15 protein-coding genes are annotated in these 16,542 nt (G+C 68.5%); 14 read left to right on the top strand and 1 reads right to left on the bottom strand.

The window, feature by feature from the left end; genetic code table 11:
* Nucleotides 1-58: 58 nt before the first annotated feature.
* The 9 genes from E3O22_RS14140 to E3O22_RS14100 all read left to right on the top strand — a co-directional run bounded on the left by E3O22_RS14140 (nt 59) and on the right by E3O22_RS14100 (nt 10,733).
* Nucleotides 59-1,336, top strand: coding sequence for a serine hydrolase (locus E3O22_RS14140; protein ID WP_134394497.1), 1,278 nt, complete (start codon nt 59-61; stop codon nt 1,334-1,336).
* Nucleotides 1,337-1,515: 179 nt separating this feature from the next.
* On the top strand, nt 1,516-1,965 hold the full coding sequence (locus tag E3O22_RS14135) for a molybdenum cofactor biosynthesis protein MoaE (RefSeq protein ID WP_104101383.1): 450 nt from the start codon (nt 1,516-1,518) through the stop codon (nt 1,963-1,965).
* Nucleotides 1,966-2,082: 117 nt separating this feature from the next.
* Entirely contained in the window at nt 2,083-2,373 is a 291-nt protein-coding gene (locus E3O22_RS14130) for a DUF2249 domain-containing protein (RefSeq protein ID WP_134394496.1), read from the top strand.
* 22 nt (nt 2,374-2,395) lie between these two features.
* On the top strand, nt 2,396-3,502 hold the full coding sequence (locus tag E3O22_RS14125) for a hypothetical protein (protein WP_134394495.1): 1,107 nt from the start codon (nt 2,396-2,398) through the stop codon (nt 3,500-3,502).
* A complete protein-coding gene (locus E3O22_RS14120; protein ID WP_134394494.1) occupies nt 3,499-6,114 on the top strand; it encodes a multicopper oxidase domain-containing protein in 2,616 nt (871 codons plus the stop codon). Before E3O22_RS14125 ends, E3O22_RS14120 begins: the two co-directional genes overlap by 4 nt.
* Nucleotides 6,115-6,455: 341 nt before the next feature.
* The gene (locus E3O22_RS14115; protein WP_134394493.1) at nt 6,456-8,825 is read left to right on the top strand and encodes a nitric-oxide reductase large subunit; all 2,370 of its coding nucleotides are present in this window, start codon (nt 6,456-6,458) and stop codon (nt 8,823-8,825) included.
* Nucleotides 8,822-9,640 carry a hypothetical protein gene (locus tag E3O22_RS14110; protein ID WP_174722098.1) on the top strand — a complete coding sequence of 273 codons (819 nt, stop codon included), beginning with the start codon at nt 8,822-8,824 and terminating at the stop codon, nt 9,638-9,640. Before E3O22_RS14115 ends, E3O22_RS14110 begins: the two co-directional genes overlap by 4 nt.
* Nucleotides 9,640-10,485, top strand: a complete 846-nt coding sequence (locus E3O22_RS14105; RefSeq protein ID WP_134394568.1) for a slipin family protein — start codon at nt 9,640-9,642, stop codon at nt 10,483-10,485. Before E3O22_RS14110 ends, E3O22_RS14105 begins: the two co-directional genes overlap by 1 nt.
* On the top strand, nt 10,485-10,733 hold the full coding sequence (locus E3O22_RS14100; protein ID WP_134394492.1) for a hypothetical protein: 249 nt from the start codon (nt 10,485-10,487) through the stop codon (nt 10,731-10,733). The genes E3O22_RS14105 and E3O22_RS14100 overlap by 1 nt, the downstream gene beginning before the upstream one ends.
* A 92-nt stretch (nt 10,734-10,825) precedes the next feature.
* Here the strand turns inward: E3O22_RS14100 and E3O22_RS14095 are convergent, their stop codons facing one another.
* The gene (locus tag E3O22_RS14095) at nt 10,826-11,986 is read right to left on the bottom strand and encodes a TIGR04053 family radical SAM/SPASM domain-containing protein (protein ID WP_134394491.1); all 1,161 of its coding nucleotides are present in this window, start codon (nt 11,984-11,986) and stop codon (nt 10,826-10,828) included.
* Nucleotides 11,987-12,060: 74 nt separating this feature from the next.
* Here E3O22_RS14095 and E3O22_RS14090 point away from each other — a divergent pair, with 74 nt between their 5' ends.
* The 5 genes from E3O22_RS14090 (at nt 12,061) to E3O22_RS14070 (ending at nt 16,534) form a co-directional block, all read left to right on the top strand.
* Nucleotides 12,061-12,786 carry a metalloregulator ArsR/SmtB family transcription factor gene (locus E3O22_RS14090; RefSeq protein ID WP_134394490.1) on the top strand — a complete coding sequence of 242 codons (726 nt, stop codon included), beginning with the start codon at nt 12,061-12,063 and terminating at the stop codon, nt 12,784-12,786.
* A gap of 62 nt (nt 12,787-12,848) precedes the next feature.
* Complete coding sequence (locus E3O22_RS14085) at nt 12,849-13,529, top strand: Crp/Fnr family transcriptional regulator (RefSeq protein ID WP_134394489.1); 681 nt, start codon at nt 12,849-12,851, stop codon at nt 13,527-13,529.
* A gap of 45 nt (nt 13,530-13,574) precedes the next feature.
* On the top strand, nt 13,575-13,832 hold the full coding sequence (locus E3O22_RS14080; RefSeq protein WP_134394488.1) for a heavy-metal-associated domain-containing protein: 258 nt from the start codon (nt 13,575-13,577) through the stop codon (nt 13,830-13,832).
* A gap of 21 nt (nt 13,833-13,853) precedes the next feature.
* Nucleotides 13,854-15,827 (top strand): cation-translocating P-type ATPase, encoded by a 1,974-nt coding sequence (locus E3O22_RS14075; RefSeq protein ID WP_134394487.1) that lies wholly within the window; start codon nt 13,854-13,856, stop codon nt 15,825-15,827.
* Entirely contained in the window at nt 15,824-16,534 is a 711-nt protein-coding gene (locus E3O22_RS14070) for a metalloregulator ArsR/SmtB family transcription factor (RefSeq protein ID WP_134394486.1), read from the top strand. Before E3O22_RS14075 ends, E3O22_RS14070 begins: the two co-directional genes overlap by 4 nt.
* Nucleotides 16,535-16,542: the final 8 nt, after the last annotated feature.

The following is a 16,542-nucleotide window of genomic DNA, read 5'->3' as shown; positions in this document are numbered from 1 at the left end:
CGTGTCTCGCGCACGGGTTAGGCGCCCGAGCCCCGATGGGGCAAGCTGGTGGAGAGCATTGGGGGATGCCATCATCAAGCCCACCATTCGACGTCGTGCGCTGCTCGCACTCGGCGTCGCCGCAGCCGTCGTGCTGAGCGGCTGCACCGCGGGCCGGAACAGCGTCGACCAGAGCAGCACGCCGTTCGCGGTGGACATCGCCGGGCAGCTGGACGCGGCCGTGGGCGAGGCGATGGCGCTATCGGGTTCCTCCGGCGCTCTGGTCGGGGTCTGGTCCGCCGCCGGCGAATGGACCGTCGCGCACGGCACGACGGAAATCGGCGGGTCCGTCCCGATGAGCAGCGGGATGCACTTCCGCATCGGCACCAACACCACGGCCATGACCTGCACGGTGCTGCTCCGGTTGGTCGACGAGGGAACCGTGACGCTCGACGACCCGGTCTCCACCTACCTGCCCCGCCTCGTCGGCGTGGCGGGCGTGACGCTCGGCCAGCTCTGCCAGGGCACTTCGGGGCTGGGGTCCTACAGTCCCGTTCTGGCCGGGGAGTTCGTGCACAACCCCCTGCGCACCTGGCCGGCGATGGAACTCGTCTCCCAAGGGCTGGCCACGCCCCGAACGGGTGCTCCGGGCAGCGTGTGGGGTCCCTCGAACACCGGAATCGTGCTGCTCGGGATGGCGCTCGAGCGGGCCACGGGCCGGCAGTGGGCGGCGCTCTACGATGAGTACATCTTCCATCCGCTCGGTCTGCACGACACCTCATATCCTCACGCCGGCGATATGGACCTCCCCGCACCACACTCGCACGGCTACGCGGCCGCGGTGGGCGCCGACGGTCCGGTGTGCACGGCCATCACCGACAGAACCCTGCTCTCCAATTCGATGAGCGGCGTGGCGGGCGGTATCGTTTCGACGCTGGCCGACATGAGGACCTGGGCAGGCGCTCTCGCTGCGGGTGGTCTCTTGTCCGAGTCGTCGGCGAGCGCCCAGTGGGACACCGTGAACGAAGATGTGACGACCCCGTCGTGGCAGAGTTACGGCCTCGGCGCGGAGCAGGTCGGGCCCCTCCGCGGGCGCACCGGATCGATCCCCGGATTCATCTCGGCGACCCTGGCGGATCCGGACCAGACCATGACCGTGGTGGTCATGCTGAACAACTCGAGCGCGGGTGACCCGTTCGCCCTGACACTGGCCCGTCAGCTGGCCGCCATCATCGCCGATGCCCCGGCTGGGCGCGGGAACGAACCGTCGGTCGCGCTGCCCTGGACGGTTGCGCAGACCCGAGTCGAACTGGCTGCCGAGGCGGCCTGCCCGACTGTGGCAGAGATCGTCGGTTAGCTGAGTGGGCCGTGACCGTTCGGTGGTGTCGCTCGCCGCGCGCCGCGAAACGGGGATCGACCCTCGGCCTCAGGTTTTTTGGCCCTCGATGCTCCGGGAACAGTGGAGTACGTTTCTCGTTCCGCTTCCGCGCGTACTCTGAATGTGTGAATTCAGCAGGAACGACTGACCGAAGCGGCGTGAATGAGAACGACGCGAACCCTGGCGAGGGTGCCGTCAACCAGGTGGCCACGGCGCCGCTCGACCTGGCCGCGCACGTTGCGGCCGTGTCGACCGGATCCTGCGGGGCCGTCGTGACCTTCATCGGCCAGGTGCGGGACCACGACCCCGACGCCGCCGGGCAGGTGACCGGCCTCGATTACAGCGCGCATCCGGATGCCGGCCGCATCCTGTCCGAGATCGTCGCCCGGTACTCCCGTGAGTACCCGCAGGTGAACCTGTCGGTCAGCCACCGCATCGGCCACCTCGACGTGGGCGACCTGGCCCTGGTCGCGGCCGCGGCCAGCGCCCACCGCGCCGTCGCATTCGAAGCCTGCGAACGCCTGGTGGAGACCGTCAAACTCGAGGTGCCGATCTGGAAGAAGCAGTACGAGGTCGACGGGTCCACCGCCTGGGTGGGCCTGACCTGACCTGGTCCGACGCGATCCGACCTGGTCCGACCTGGTCCGATTCCGGAATAATTAACCGGACGTGTATCCTGTTTATTAGCGGCCGGCTCGGTCGTTCCACCGAGGAGGACTCATCCTATGACCGCCGAACCCATCACCCTGAGCAGCGCGCACACCTGCAACTGCAACCATGACGACGCCGAGACCATCGTGCTCGACGGACGCACCATCCCGCACGCGGTTCGCCACGCGGCCATTTTCGGTGCCCTGGAGGCCATCCAACTCGGCTTCTCGCTCGACCTGATCGCCCCGCACGACCCCCTGCCCCTGCTGGCGCAGCTCGAGAAGGCACGCCCGGGAGCGTTCACCGTGTCGTACGTGGAGCGTGGCCCGGACGCCTGGCGCATCCGCTTCACCCGCGCCGCCTAGTCTCCCGAGATTCGACACCACCGTGCACGGCAACGGGCGATTAGCGTTTCTGCTGCTCGGCGGTCTCTCACTGCTGGCCGGGCTCGACGGTGCGCTGCTCCTGCTGGGTTTCCCGGCGCCGGTGGTGACCGCGCGCCTGGCGGATGTGCACGGACCCCTGATGGTCTTCGGGTTCGTGGGAACCGTCGTCGTGCTCGAGCGTGCCGTCGCCGTGCGCCGGAACTGGGCCTACCTGTCGCCGGGGCTGCTGGGCCTCGGCGGCCTGTCACTCGTGTCGCCGCTTCCCCTGGTGGTCGGCCAGCTTGCCTTCGTGGCCGGGTCGGCCGTGTTGCTGGCCATCTACCGGGCGATCTGGCTCCGGCAGCCGTCGACGTCCGCCGCGGTGCAGGCGCTCGGTGCCCTGCTCGGTCTCACGGCCACCGTGCTGTGGCTCGGCGGCGTGCCCGTGCCTGTCCTGGTGCCCGCGATGACGCTCTACCTGGTGCTCACAATCGCCGGTGAGCGGCTCGAACTCGCGCGCATCTCGCCCTCCGTCGACTACCGCGCCGAAATGCGGATGCTGGCCGCCGGCCTGTTCCTGACCCTCGGCGCGGTCGTCGCTCTCGTCTGGCCCCGGGTGGGCTACCCCGTTCTCGGACTCGGGATGCTCGGTCTCGTCGCCTGGTTGTTCCGGCACGACGTGGCGACCCGACTCATCCGCAGCACCGGTCTGCCACGGTACATGGCCGCGTGCCTGCTGGCCGGCTACGGCTGGCTGCTCTCGGTCGCCGCCAGCTGGATCATCGTCGGCCCGAGCTTCTCCGGCCCCGGCTATGACGCCGTGCTGCACGCCGTCTTCCTCGGGTTCGTGATGTCGATGATCATGGCGCACGCCCCGACCATCCTGCCGGCCGTGCTGCGCCGACCGCTGCCGTACCGGCCGGTGCTCTACCTGCCGGTGCTGCTGCTGCACGTCTCCCTGCTGGTGCGCATCCTGCTCGGTGACGCGCGCGACCTGCCGGCACTGGTGCAGTGGGGTGGCGTGGCCAACATTGTGGCCGTGCTCCTGTTCGTGCTGCTGGCCGTGATCTCGGTGGTGCGCGGCGTGCCGCTGCGCCAGCCAAACACCAAACTGAAAGTCACACCATGAACCGTCGACTGTGGCACCTCATCACCGGGCTCCTGACTCCGACGTGGCTCCTCCTCACTCTCATCGCCGTGCTCATCCACCGGTTCATCCCGGTCGCGCCGTGGCTCATGGTGCACCTCCTGTTCCTGGGCGCCGTGAGCACCGCGATCCTGGTCTGGAGCCAGCACTTCGCCGACACCCTGCTCCGGCATCCGGCCCCCGGCGGCCGCGTCTCGCTCGGGGCTCGGCTCGGCGCGCACACCCTCGGAGCGGTACTCGTGATCACCGGCATCGTCGGCGGCTGGTGGCCGGTCGTGCTGGTTGGCGGCATCCTGGTCGGCACGAATGCCCTCGCCCACGCCCTGCTGCTGTTCCGGCAGTCGCGGGGAGCGCTGCCGGGACGGTTCGCACCGCTCGTGCGCTACTACATCGCGGCCGGAATCGCGCTGGCCATCGGTGTGGTCCTGGGCGTGCTGATGGCCCGGACCGATATCGATGGTGAGTCCGCGGAGCGGATGTACATCGCCCATGTCGGGTTCAATCTGCTCGGCTGGGTCGGCCTGACCGTGATCGGCACGGTGGCCCTGCTCTGGCCGACGGTGCTGCACGCCCGGGTGCAGACGACGCGCGCCTCGGCCCGCGGAACCCTGCCTCTGTTCCTGGCCGGCCTCGCTCTGCTCGGGATCGGCCTGCTGATCGACCAGCGCCTGGTCGCCGCCGCGGGTGTCCTGCTCTACCTGGTCGGCCTCGGCCTGGTGCTGGTGGAGGCCGTGCGCCTGGCCAGGCAGTCCCCGGCCGTCACCTTCGCCGGTTGGAGTCTCGGCGCCGCCCTCACCTGGTTCTTCGCCTGCGTGCTCGGGTTCGGCCTGATCGTGACGTTCGCACCGAGCTGGGTAGCCGCGACCGACCTGCTCGGGCAGCTCGTGCCCGTGTTCGCGGTCGGTTTCGCCGCGCAGATCCTGCTCGGAGCCCTCAGCTACCTGGTGCCGGTCGTGCTCGGCGGCGGACCCTCGGTCTCGAAGGCCACGGCCGCCCTGCTCGATCGTGGCGCCCTGTTCCGGGTCATCGTCGTCAACGTCGGCCTGATCCTCTATCTGCTGCCGGTGCCCAGCCTGGTGAAGGTCACGGTCTCGCTGCTCGTCGTCGGCACGCTCGCCTCCTTCCTGGTCCTGATGCCGCGGGCGCTGCGGCAGAACCGCCGGCTGCGCCGGGCGACGGATGCGACGGCTCCGCCGGCCCGGCCGTCTCCACCGGCCGCCGCGGCGCAGGCCAGCCGCACCGGCGCGACCGTCACGGCCGTCGGCGTTCTGCTCCTGGCCGTGACCCTGGGGATCGCCATGGACCCGGCCGCCGCCGGAATTGCCAGCGGCGGGGCATCCGTCGACAGGGTGTCGACCGGCCACACGACCACGGTCGACGTCGTCATGAAGAACACGCGCTTCAGCCCGGACACCATCGAGGTGCCCGTCGGCGACACCCTGGTGATCAACCTGACCAACGACGACGAGATGGTGCACAACCTCGTGCTCGCCACCGGCGTGGTCTCCGGTTCCATCGCTCCCGGCACCAGCCGACAGGTCGACGCCGGTATCGTGGGCGCCGACGTCGAGGGCTGGTGCTCCATCGCCGGCCACAAGGTCCTGGGCATGGTGCTCACGGTCGTGGCCGTCGGAGCCGAGCCTCAGTCCGGCGACGACTCCCCAGCGATGGACCACGGCTCCGCGTCCGCCGGCGGGGCGTCCAGCGCGGCAGACGATCTCGATTTGATGCGTCAGCCCGACGCCGATTTCGTTGCCCGCGACCCGGCGCTGCGAGCGGCGGAGGCGGAGACCGTGCACACGCTGACCATGCGGGTGGAAGACGTGGAGACCGAGGTGTCTCCCGGCGTCACCCAGACCCTGTGGACGTTCAACGGCACAGCCCCCGGCCCGACCCTGCACGGCAAAGTCGGGGACGTCTTCGACATCACCTTCGTCAACGACGGGTCGATCGAGCATTCCATCGACTTCCACGCGGGTGCCCTCGCACCCGACCGGCCCATGCGCAGCATCAATCCGGGGGAGAGCCTGACCTATCGTTTCACCGCGACCCGCTCGGGGATCTGGCTCTATCACTGCGGCACGATGCCCATGTCGGTGCACATGGCGAACGGCATGTTCGGCGCCGTGATCATTGATCCACCCGGGCTTTCAGCGGTCGACCGGGAATACGTCCTGGTGCAGTCCGAGCTCTACCTCGGTGCGCAGGGCGGGGAGGCCGACGCCGACAAGGTGGCGGCGCAGTTCCCCGACCTGGTGGTCTTCAACGGCATCGCCAACCAGTACGGCGCCCGCCCGCTGACGGCGAAGGTCGGCGAGAAGGTGCGTATCTGGGTGCTGGACGCCGGCCCCAACGTGGGCAGCTCCTTCCACGTCGTGGGCGGCCAGTTCGACACCGTTTTCACGGAGGGCGAGTACCAGTTGCGTGATGGCGGCAGCACCGGCACGGGCGGCTCCCAGGTGCTCGACCTGGCCGTGGCCCAGGGCGGCTTCGTCGAGTTGACCTTCCCCGAGGCCGGCAGTTACCCCTTCGTCAGCCACATCATGTCCGACGCCGAAAAAGGCGCTCGTGGCGTCGTCCTGGTCAGTCCGTGATCTTCGTCTGAGTTTCCCGAAGAATAGTTGTGTGCGGCGTGTCGCCGGTCAGGTGAAAGAAATGGGCGGCCCGTCGTCTCTGCCTGCTGTGTGCGGGTATTACCGCGGTGGACAGGGTTTTTATCGGGGAATATCGTGACAGCGAATCCGGTGAAGTGAATAGAAATGTCACTCATACTTTTAATCCTGTGGTAGCTTTCAACCACCCCGCGTGACCTATCCGGGGGAGGAACCGTGACAGGTGGCAGCACCTGCTTCCGCGCCCTTGAATCACGCAACATGGAAAGGGGCCCACCGTGGTCCGATTGAGAGCCGGTGCAGGAAAACTGCGATCGGAGTTGATGGTTTCCAAAGGATGGTTGCAGGGCGTAGCCCTGGTGATGGTCTTCGGGTTCGCCGTGATGGGCTTCCTGGCCCTCCGAACCTATACGGACTCGATGCCCCAGCCCAAGCAGGTCGTCGACTCGCAGGGTGAGGTTGTCTTCACGACGGCCGACATCACCGCGGGCCAGCAGACCTTCGTGCGGCGCGGCCTTCAGCAGTATGGCTCGATCCTGGGTCACGGCGGCTACCTCGGACCGGACTACACGGCCGACTACCTGCGGCGCTCCTCGACCGAGGTGCTCGAGGCCCTGACCGCGTCCGGTGTGCAGGACCCGCAGGGTGCCCTCGTCGAGATGATGCGGACCAACCGCTACGACAAGGCCACCGGCGACCTCGAATTCACGGATCTGCAGATTGAGGCCTTCGACACGCTCAAGCAGCACTACGCCGATTTCTTCGGTTCCCCGACCACCCAATACGGCCTGATCCCGAATGCCATCACGGACTCGGCGGACATCCACGACCTGACCGCCTTCTTCGCCTGGACGTCCTGGGCAGCCTCTGCTGAGCGGCCCGGTCACAACTACTCGTACACGAACAACTGGCCGGCCGAGCCGCTCGTGGACAACGTTCCGACCGCCGACATCATCGTGTGGAGCGGTCTCTCGCTCGTGGCGCTGATGGTCGCCCTCGGCGCCCTCTTCGGCCTCTACGGCCGGTGGAGCAAGAGGATGGGCTGGCAGCACGGGGAAGAAACCCCCGCACTGTCCTTCCGACAGCCGGGGGAGGTGGCGGTGACACCCGCCCAATCCGCCACGGCCTGGTTCTTCTTCGTGGTGGCTTTGATGTTCCTGGCCCAGGCCTTCCTGGGTGCCGCCATCGAGCACTACCGGGTCGACCTGTCGAGCTTCTTCGGGGTCGACCTGGCTCAGCTGCTGCCGTTCAACCTCGCCCGAACCTGGCATGTGCAGCTCTCGTTGTTGTGGACGGCCACCTCGTTCCTGGCCGCAGGCATCTTCCTCGCCCCGTATATCTCCGGGCGTGAACCCAAACGTCAGCACTGGTTGGCCTACGGTTTGCTCGGCGCCCTCGCCCTGGTCATCGTCGGATCGTTCGTGGGAGAAGCCTTGAGCATCTTCGGCGTCGAGGCCGCGAAGGGCTCGCCGTTCTGGGACATGCAGTGGGAGTACATCGACCTGCCCAGGGTGTGGCAGGGCATGCTCGTCGTCGGACTCTTCCTGTGGATCGCGATCATCTACCGCGGCATCCGGGCACGTCTGAAGTCTGAGCACCGCTTCAACCTGCCGTGGCTCTTCTTCTACGCCGGTCTCGCGATCCCCGCGTTCTACGCCGTCGGAATGCTCGCCGGCACCGAGGTTCACCTGAGCGTCGCCGAGTTCTGGCGCTTCTGGGTGGTGCACCTCTGGGTTGAGGACTTCCTGGAACTGTTCACGACCGTGATGGTGGCCTACATCTTCGTCATGCTCGGGGTCGTGAACCGCAAGATCGCGATGCAGATCATCCTGCTCGACGTCATCCTGTATTCCGCCGGTGGCATCCTCGGCACCATGCACCACCTGTACTTCTCGGGAACCCCCGTCGAGCACATGGCGCTGGGAGCCTTCTTCTCCGCCCTGGAAGTCATCCCGTTGACCTTCCTGACGATCGAGGCCTGGAGCTTCCTCCAGCTCGGTGCCCGGCAGGAGTCGCGCAGTTCGGCTCCGTTCCCGCACCGCTGGGCCGTGATGTTCCTTGTCGCGGTCGGCTTCTGGAACTTCCTGGGTGCCGGCGTCTTCGGATTCCTGATCAACCTGCCGATCGTCTCGTACTACGAGATCGGTACCGCGCTGACGGCCAACCACGCCCACGCGGCGATGATGGGCGTGTACGGAATGATGGGCGTCGGTCTGTCGCTCTTCGCCCTGCGCTACCTGATCCCGGCCGAGCGCTGGCCGGACAAGCTCGCGAAGATCTCGTTCTGGTGCCTCAACATCGGCCTGGCCTGGATGACGTTCGCCACGCTGCTGCCGCTCGGTGTCATTCAGCTCTGGCACTCCATCAACGACGGCTACTTCGAAGCCCGCAGCCTCAACTTCATCAACGAGCCCGGCAACGCCGTTCTCGAATGGCTGCGGATGCCGGGTGACCTCGTCTTCATCGTCGGCGGCGTGATGCCGTTCGTCTGGATCACCTGGCTCGGGGTGCGCTACCGCATCAAGGCCACCACCCATGACGTGCCGATGGAGGCCTTGTTCGTTGAGGCGGTCCCCGCCGCCGCGACACTCACCGGCGGCGCGGAGCCGACATCCGGATATTCCTCGGACTACCGCTCCACCGGCACAGGCATCGGAGAGGACGGTGGGGACCGCCCGGGCGGCGGCGCGTGATGGCAGCCATCAACCCGGAGGTCTGGTTCGCGCTTGTCTACGGCGGCTTCCTGCTGGCCGTGGCCCACGTGCTGGACCTCCTGGCGCGGCGCACCGGGGCGAAATCCACCGCCATGAGTTCGAGCGGGTTCGAGTACCACGAAAACCACGACGCCTGGAAGTGCCAGGAGGACCAGTGGCTCTGGCCGATCTCCTTCGATCCGGATAACCGGGTGACGCGATACCAGGCCAGCCCCACGGTCTGCAACCCCTGCCCGGTCAAGGACACCTGCACCACCTCGGATGCGGGCCGGCAGCTCGCGCGCAACATCGACCCGTGGCCCAGTTCGGAGGCGGAGCGGTTCCATCGCGGGATCGCCTGCTCCGTCGTCGTGCTCGGGCTCATCTGGCCGCTGGCGTCCATGTTCCAGAACCGCACGGGCGTGGAATTGCTGATCCTGGGGTCAGCCTCGGCCGTCATCGCCGCCGGCAGTTGGCCGTTGTGGTCGCACCTGCGTCGCACACCCGCCCGCTTTCCCGAGCATCTCAAGGTCGTGGGGCTCGACGAAAGCGTCGCGGCCCGCGCCGCCACGGCGGCGATTGAGGCGCAGCGGCGCAGCGGCTACGGCAGCATCAGAAAAACGGGCCCGCGGCCGGTTCGGATCGAACCGTACGCGAGCGCCCGGGCGTCGGAGCACACCGACGCCGATCCGGAAACGATGAAAGGAAACACCGTGAGCGCCTCATTCTCAGCGCGTTGGGCTGAACTGGAGACGGAGGCCGACCCGGGCCGTTCCGGCCCCGCCGTGGGCTGGAGCCGGAGGGGCAACTCGTGATGGCCTGGCAGATCGCGGCCCTGATCGTGGTGCTGCTGCTGCTCATTTGGCTGGCAGCTTCCTTCAAGGTGCTGCAGGAGTACGAGCGGGGCGTGACGTTCCGATTCGGCCGGCTGCGCCCGGTGCGGGAACCGGGTGTGCAGATGGTGTTCCCCGGACTGGACAAGATGGTGCGGGTCGACCTCCGGATCGTGACCCTCACGATCCCGCCGCAGGACGTCATCACCAAGGACAACGTCCCGGCCCGGGTCAACGCCGTCGTCCTGTTCCAGGTCACCGACCCGGTCCGTTCGGTGATGGCGGTCGAGAACCACGCCGTCGCCACCTCCCAGATGTCGCAAACGACACTGCGTTCAGTCGTGGGCCGCGCCGACCTCGACACCCTGCTTGCCCACCGGGCCGACCTGAACGAAGACCTCGCCCGCAACATCAACGCGCAAACCGAACCCTGGGGTGTGCAGGTGAAGGTCGTCGAAATCAAGGACGTCGAGATTCCGCAGGCGATGCAGCGTGCCATGGCCCGTGAAGCCGAAGCCGAGCGGGACCGCCGGGCGAAGATCATCAACGCCCACGGTGAACTGCAGGCGTCGGAGGAACTGGGCCAGGCGGCGGAAATCCTGAGCCGCAATCCCGCGTCGCTTCAGCTGCGCTACCTGCAGACCCTGCTCGAGCTGGGTGCCGATCAGAAATCGACCGTGGTCTTCCCGCTTCCGATGGACATTCTCGGTCCGTTCCTCAACAACAAGGCACTGCCGGACCCGGCGGAGACCGCCGCGGCATTCGCCACCGCCGTCGCAACCGCGGTTGCGGCTGCGACGACACAGACAACGGAGGTTCCTGCCTGATGGCCTACACCGATTCGACCGACCGCACCCTCAGCATCCGTCTGATGCTGATCGGGGCCTTCGTCGGCATTTTCGCACCCATCTTCGGCTTCCTCGGCGGCACGATCGTCGGAGTCGACCAGACGGTCGGCGGCCTCGAGCCGCTCTTCGTCTGGCTCTTCGTGGGCATGGTCGTCGGGATGCTCGGAGTGGCCATCGGGATCCTCGGCGCGCTGCGCTGGGTCAAGGGCAAGCATCACCTGGACTGAGTGCGACCCACGTCCCTCCCGCACGCAGAAGCGCCCGGCCGAATTCTCGGCCGGGCGCTTCTGCGTCTGATGAATTACTGGACTGCGATCACTCAGTCGGTGCTGGGCTGGTAGCCGCAGCTGGGGTCCTCGGCGAGCGGGTCCCCGGTCACCGCGTAGGCGTGCGAGCGGGAGCCGCCGCAGACCGTGCGGAATTCGCAGTGACCACACCGGCCGCCGAAGAGATCCGGGGTGCGCAGCTCCTGGAGCAGCTGCGCCTCCCGGTAGATTTCGGAGAAGGACTGCTTGTGCACCGACCCCACGGACACGGGCAGGAACCCGCTGGGGTAAACGAGACCGACATGGTCGACGAAGGCGAACCCGCGCCCGGAATTGACGTCGAGGGGGGCCCTCGGACGCCGCCGCCTCGGCTCGTCGCCGGTGAGCAACCGCTCCGTGGCCTCCCGCAGCAAGGCTCTCAGCGGGCCGACCGGGAACACGGTGTCAAGGTCCACGCCGTCGCCCACTCCGGCCCGCTGAATCGCGATCCGCCGGTAGTGGGGTGCCTCGGTGGTCTTGACGGCGACCAGATCGGAGACGTCGTGCAGCCAGTGCAGCACCTCCTCCTCCTCGGCCGCGGTCAGGGCGTTCAGGAGCTTGCCGCGGCCGGTGGGCACGAGGAAGAAGACACTCCACAGGGTGGTGCCGAGATCGAGGACGGTTTTCAGGATGCCGGGCAGCTCGTGCACGGTGTCGCGGGTGACGGTCGTGTTGATCTGCAGTCGGTAGCCGACCTCGCGCACCATTCGGGCGGCGATCATGGTGTCGTCGTAGACGCCGTCGACACCGCGGAAGGCGTCGTGGGTGGCCGCTGAGGCGCCGTCCAGCGAGAGCGAGACCGCTTTGGCCCCAGCGTCGTGGAGCTCGACCAGGACCTCACGGGTGAGGCGCGGGGTGACCGAGGGGGAGAGGGCCATGCTCAGGCCGAGGCTGGTGCCGTGGGCGACGAGCTCCGGCAGGTCGGGGCGCTCGAACGGGTCCCCGCCGGTGAGCACGACCAGCGGGCGCGGTGTGCCGAAGGCGGCGAGGTCGTCCAGCAGTTTGCGACCCTGGTCCGTGCTCAGCTCGAACGGATTGCGCGTGCGGATGGCGTCGGCCCGGCAGTGGGTGCAGACCAGTTGACAGGCGCGCGTCACCTCCCAGATGACGATGAAGGGCCGTTCGGCGGTGTCGTGGTGCAGCACCCGGATGGGGCGCACGTGGGTGTCGGTCATGGGGTATGTCCTAGCTCAGCGCCGAATTTCGGCCCTCAGTTGTTTTTACCATAGATATAGGGAAAACTAATCGGGTGCCTATCGAACCTCTTGACGCCCGCACCCACCGCGTGCTTTCCGGAATCAGTCGGGTCGCCATTCTCGAACTCCTGCGCGATGCCGACGCGGAGCTGGATGTGCCGGCCATCGCCCAAGCGGTCGGGCTGCACGCGAACACGGTTCGGTCCCACCTCGACCGGCTGGTCGAGGTGGGCCTGGTCGCCGAGACCGTCGAGGCGCGCGTGCGTCCTGGGCGGCCCCGGCTTTTCTTTCGCGCCACGTCACCCGCCGCCGAGGTCCCCGCCGAGTCCTACCGGCTTCTCGCCGGTCTCCTGGCCGGCGGCCTGGGCAGGGACGTTTCCCCGGGTGCAGGCGCAGGCGCGGCCGCGGAGGCCGGGCGGCGTTGGGGCAGGGAGATGGCCGAGACGGATGCCGGACTCTCCGACGCGCAGTCGGGGGCGGCCCACGGAGCATCGGTCGGGCGTATCGTTCAGATCCTCGACGAGGTCGGCTTCGAGCCGCGCCTCGGAGGCGCCGCCGGCAGCACCCCTGCCCCGGTCGACGTCGTGATCGAGCTGCACCGCTGCCCGTTCCTCGATGTGGCGAAGGACCACAGCGACGTCGTGTGCGCGGTGCACCGCGGCCTGATGGAGGGCGCCCTCGAGCGTCTGCACACACCCGGAGTCGGCGTCACCCTCGAGCCGTTCGCCCGCCCGGGCGTCTGCCTCGCCCACCTCGAGGTCCCGGCGACGAAGCCGTGAGCGTGGCCCGGCGCACACCGCTGCGCAGCACCTGCGCGCGGCCGCATCCGTGCTCCTCCGCCATGCGAAACACCATTCTGGGGCAGATCCCGATCTTCCAGGACCTGTCGGCCGGCGAGCTCTCCGACCTGGCCGAACGGATGCTGTCGCTCGCCTGGGGTCCCGGAGACACGCTGTTCACCGCCGGCGAGCCGTCCGAGCACGTGTTCGTGCTCGCGGCCGGCCAGGCGAAGGTGTTCCGATCGACCCCGACCGGGCAGTCCACGAGCCTCGACTTCCTCGGCCCGGGAGCAGTGCTGGGCAGCCTGACCGCGCTGGACGCGGGCCGGTACCCAGAGACGGCCGTCGCCCTGGTGACCACTTGCGCCCTGCGCCTCGAATCCGGCGCCTTCCGGCAGATGTTGCTCACGCATCCGCTGGTGGCGCTGCGCGTGCTGGACGTCGTCGTCGACCGTCTTCATCGGGCCCGGTCGAGGGAGGCCGAGCAGGCCTCCGTCACCGTCACAACGCGGGTGGCAGCGACCCTGCTGCGCCTCGCCGACACCTTCGGCGTGGCGGGCGACAACGCCGGTACCACCCTGATCCAGCTGCCTCTGACCCGCGCCGACCTGGCCGCCATGACCGGCACGAGCGCCGAGTCGGTGTCCCGCGCCATGAGCGGCCTGCGCCGGGACGGGCTGATCGATTCCGGACGGCGCTGGACCGCTGTGCTCGACCGTTCCGGCCTGATTGCGGCAAAGTGACGGCCGTCATGGTCGCCGCCGCCTCGAGTTCGTAACGTCGCAGTCATGACGATAATCATCCCCACCGAAACACCCACCCCGGCCACCGTCCACACCATCCTGAGGGCCAACGGCTTTTCCTGCCCGTCCTGCGTCGCCAAGATCGAGAAGCAGATCGGCCGCCTCGCCGGAGTCACCGCGGTGACGGTGTTCTTCGCCACCGCCCGGATCGAGATCGACCACGACCCGGCCGTCGTCAGCACGGATGTCCTCATCGCCGCCGTCGGCAAGGCCGGCTACACCGCCCGCCTGGCCGCGTTCTGACCGGCGGACCGGGGGAGTGACATGACCATCGTGCGCCGCCACCTGATTCCCCTCATTTCCGGCGCGTTGATCGGCGCCGCCTGGCTGCTCGGCCTCCTGCCGGTGCCGCCGCTTGTCTCCGACGCGGCGATGGTGGCGGCCGCGGTCGTGGCCGGGTTCCCGATCATGCGGACCGCCGGGCGCGCGCTGCTCGCCCGGGTCGTGGGCATCGACCTGCTCGTCACGGTCGCCTCCGTCGGCGCCATCGTGCTCGGCGAATACTGGGAGGCCGCCGCCGTGACCTTTCTGTTCGCGATCGGGCATGCCCTCGAAACGGCCACCCTCAACCGCACCCGCTCCGCCCTGACCGCGCTCGTGGCCCTGGCCCCGGACGTCGCCCTCGTGCTGCGGAACGGCGAGCAGCTCGAGGTCCTGGCCGGGTTCGTTCGGACCGGGGAGACCGTCCTGGTCAAGAACGGCGCGCGGGTGCCCGTCGACGGCACCGTGCAGCGGGGCACGGGCACGATCGACGAGGCCTCCATCACGGGCGAGTCCCTCCCTGCCGAGAAGCGCGCCGGCGACCGCGTCTTCGCCGGCACGGTCTCGACCGGCGGCTTCCTGCAGGTGCTGGCCACCGAGGTCGGCGCGGCTACCACCCTGGCCCACATCGTGCACCGGGTCGAGGAGGCCCAGGAGGCCACGGCCCCGACCCAGGTCTTTATGGACCGGTTCTCGGCCTGGTACACCCCCGGCATCCTGGTACTCGCGACCATCGTCGGCGTGGTGACCGGCGACGTGTTCCTGGCGCTGACCCTGCTCGTGATCGGGTGTCCCGGCGCCCTGGTCATCTCCATCCCGGTCGCGATCGTTGCCGGGATCGGCCGCGCCGCGCAGCTCGGAATCCTGATCAAGGGCGGCGAGTTCCTCGAGACCGCCGCGAAGATCACGGTCGTCGCGGTCGACAAGACGGGCACCCTCACCCGGGGCCGCCCGGTCCTGACGGATGTCGTGGTGCTGAACCCCGCCCTGACCCGTGCCCAGGTGCTCGACTGGGCTTCACGGGCGGAGGCCGGCTCCGAGCATCCGTTGGCCGGAGCGATCATGCAGGCCGCTGCGCGGGAGGCCGCACGCGAAGCCGCGCAGGGCGCCCAGGTGATCGGCCTGCCGGAACACATCACGTCGGTGCCCGGGCAGGGCATCGTCGCCGCGGTGGTCGGCCACACCGTGCTGATCGGCAATCCGGCACTGCTCCGCACCCACCGGATCGCGGGTACGGATGCCGCCACGACGCTGGCCGAGAGACTCGCCGCCCACGGGAGCACGCCGCTGATCGTCGTGCTCGACGGCGTCGTCGCCGGCGTCCTGGCCGTGGCCGACGAGGTGCGTCCCGACGCCGCCGACATGGTGGACGCGCTGCACGCCGCGGGCATCGTTCGGGTCGTCATGCTCACCGGCGACGGGCCGCTCGTGGCACAGGCCGTGGGTGCCCACGTCGGAATCGACGAGATCCGGTCGTCGCTGCTGCCGGAGGACAAGCTCGACGTCGTCACCGGGCTCCGGCGGGACGGCCACGTCGTGGCGATGGTGGGAGACGGCGTCAACGACGCCCCGGCCCTGGCCATGGCGGACATCGGCATCGCGATGGCGGCGGCCGGTTCGGCCGTCGCGGTCGAGACCGCCGACATCGCGCTGATGGGTGACAACCTGCTGATGCTTCCCGCCGCCATCGACCTGGCCCGCCGCACGGTGCGCGTCATGCACCAGAATGTGGCCCTCGCGCTGGTCACGGCGGCGCTGCTGCTGGCCGGTGTGCTGTTCGGCGGCGTGACGATGTTCGGCGGCATGCTCGTGCATGAGGCATCCGTCCTGATCGTGATCGTGAATGCGATGCGCCTGCTGCGCCGGTCCGGGCCGCGCGCGGAACGCAGGCCACAGCATCGGATTTCATCCGAATCGCCTGTCCAGTCCCCGGAAAAGTCAGAGAAATCAGAAAATAAGGAGATGATTGGGGGGTGACGCCGTTCTCCCCCTCGTCGAGCTACCGCACGCTCGCGTCCTTCAGCAGGATTCAGCTTCTGTACTTCCTGCAGCAGCGCGGAACGATGACGGTGGGCGACCTGGCCGAGGCCACCGGTCTGCACCACAACACGGCCCGGGAGCACCTGCAGCGCCTGATCGGGGACGGTTTCGTCACCTGTCACCCGGAAAACAAAGACTCCAAGGGCCGGCCTCGGATGTTGTACAGCGCCGCCGCCGGCCCGGACCATGTCGACGGCTCCATCCGGGCCGCGAAGGCCGAAGCCGCCGAGCGCCACGGTGACCAGGTGCGACGGATGCTGCGGGTCGAGGCCGTCATCCACTCCCCGCTGCAGCGGCAGCTGGACGCCCTCGACGACCACCTCGACGAGTCCGGCTTCGACGCGCGGCTCGAGATCGACGGTGCCGGCGGCAACCGAGTGCACCTGCACGAATGCCCGTACAGCGAGATGGTCAAAGCGCACCCCGAGGTCTGCCGGGTGCACTTCGGACTGCTGAAAACCCTGCTCGAGGTGACCGAGGGACCCCTGAGCGCCGACGCGCTGCACCCGCTGGTCGCACCCGACACCTGCACCCTCGACCTGCACCGGTCCGACGCCGACCCAGGTGTCGAAACAGGCACCGAACCCACCGCCGAGGAACGGCCCACGCCGGCAATCATTTATCACGGCGTTTCCGGCTTGTAGCGAATTTC

Source organism: Cryobacterium sp. TMT2-18-2 (genome assembly GCF_004402245.1).
Taxonomy (GTDB): domain Bacteria; phylum Actinomycetota; class Actinomycetes; order Actinomycetales; family Microbacteriaceae; genus Cryobacterium; species Cryobacterium sandaracinum.
The sequence above is the reverse complement of the archived record's forward strand: the minus strand, read 5'-3'. Positions and strand labels throughout refer to the sequence as shown.

Bases quoted from the DNA above. Each gene is read 5' to 3' on its own strand.
- E3O22_RS14130 (WP_134394496.1), top strand. From the start codon at position 2,083: ATGACCGCCGAACCCATCACCCTGAGCAGCGCGCACACCTGCAACTGC.
- E3O22_RS14120 (WP_134394494.1), top strand. From the start codon at position 3,499: ATGAACCGTCGACTGTGGCACCTCATCACCGGGCTCCTGACTCCGACG.
- E3O22_RS14115 (WP_134394493.1), top strand. From the start codon at position 6,456: ATGGTTTCCAAAGGATGGTTGCAGGGCGTAGCCCTGGTGATGGTCTTC.
- E3O22_RS14105 (WP_134394568.1), top strand. From the start codon at position 9,640: ATGGCCTGGCAGATCGCGGCCCTGATCGTGGTGCTGCTGCTGCTCATT.
- E3O22_RS14100 (WP_134394492.1), top strand. From the start codon at position 10,485: ATGGCCTACACCGATTCGACCGACCGCACCCTCAGCATCCGTCTGATG.
- E3O22_RS14095 (WP_134394491.1), bottom strand. From the start codon at position 11,986: ATGACCGACACCCACGTGCGCCCCATCCGGGTGCTGCACCACGACACC.
- E3O22_RS14085 (WP_134394489.1), top strand. From the start codon at position 12,849: ATGCGAAACACCATTCTGGGGCAGATCCCGATCTTCCAGGACCTGTCG.
- E3O22_RS14080 (WP_134394488.1), top strand. From the start codon at position 13,575: ATGACGATAATCATCCCCACCGAAACACCCACCCCGGCCACCGTCCAC.
- E3O22_RS14075 (WP_134394487.1), top strand. From the start codon at position 13,854: ATGACCATCGTGCGCCGCCACCTGATTCCCCTCATTTCCGGCGCGTTG.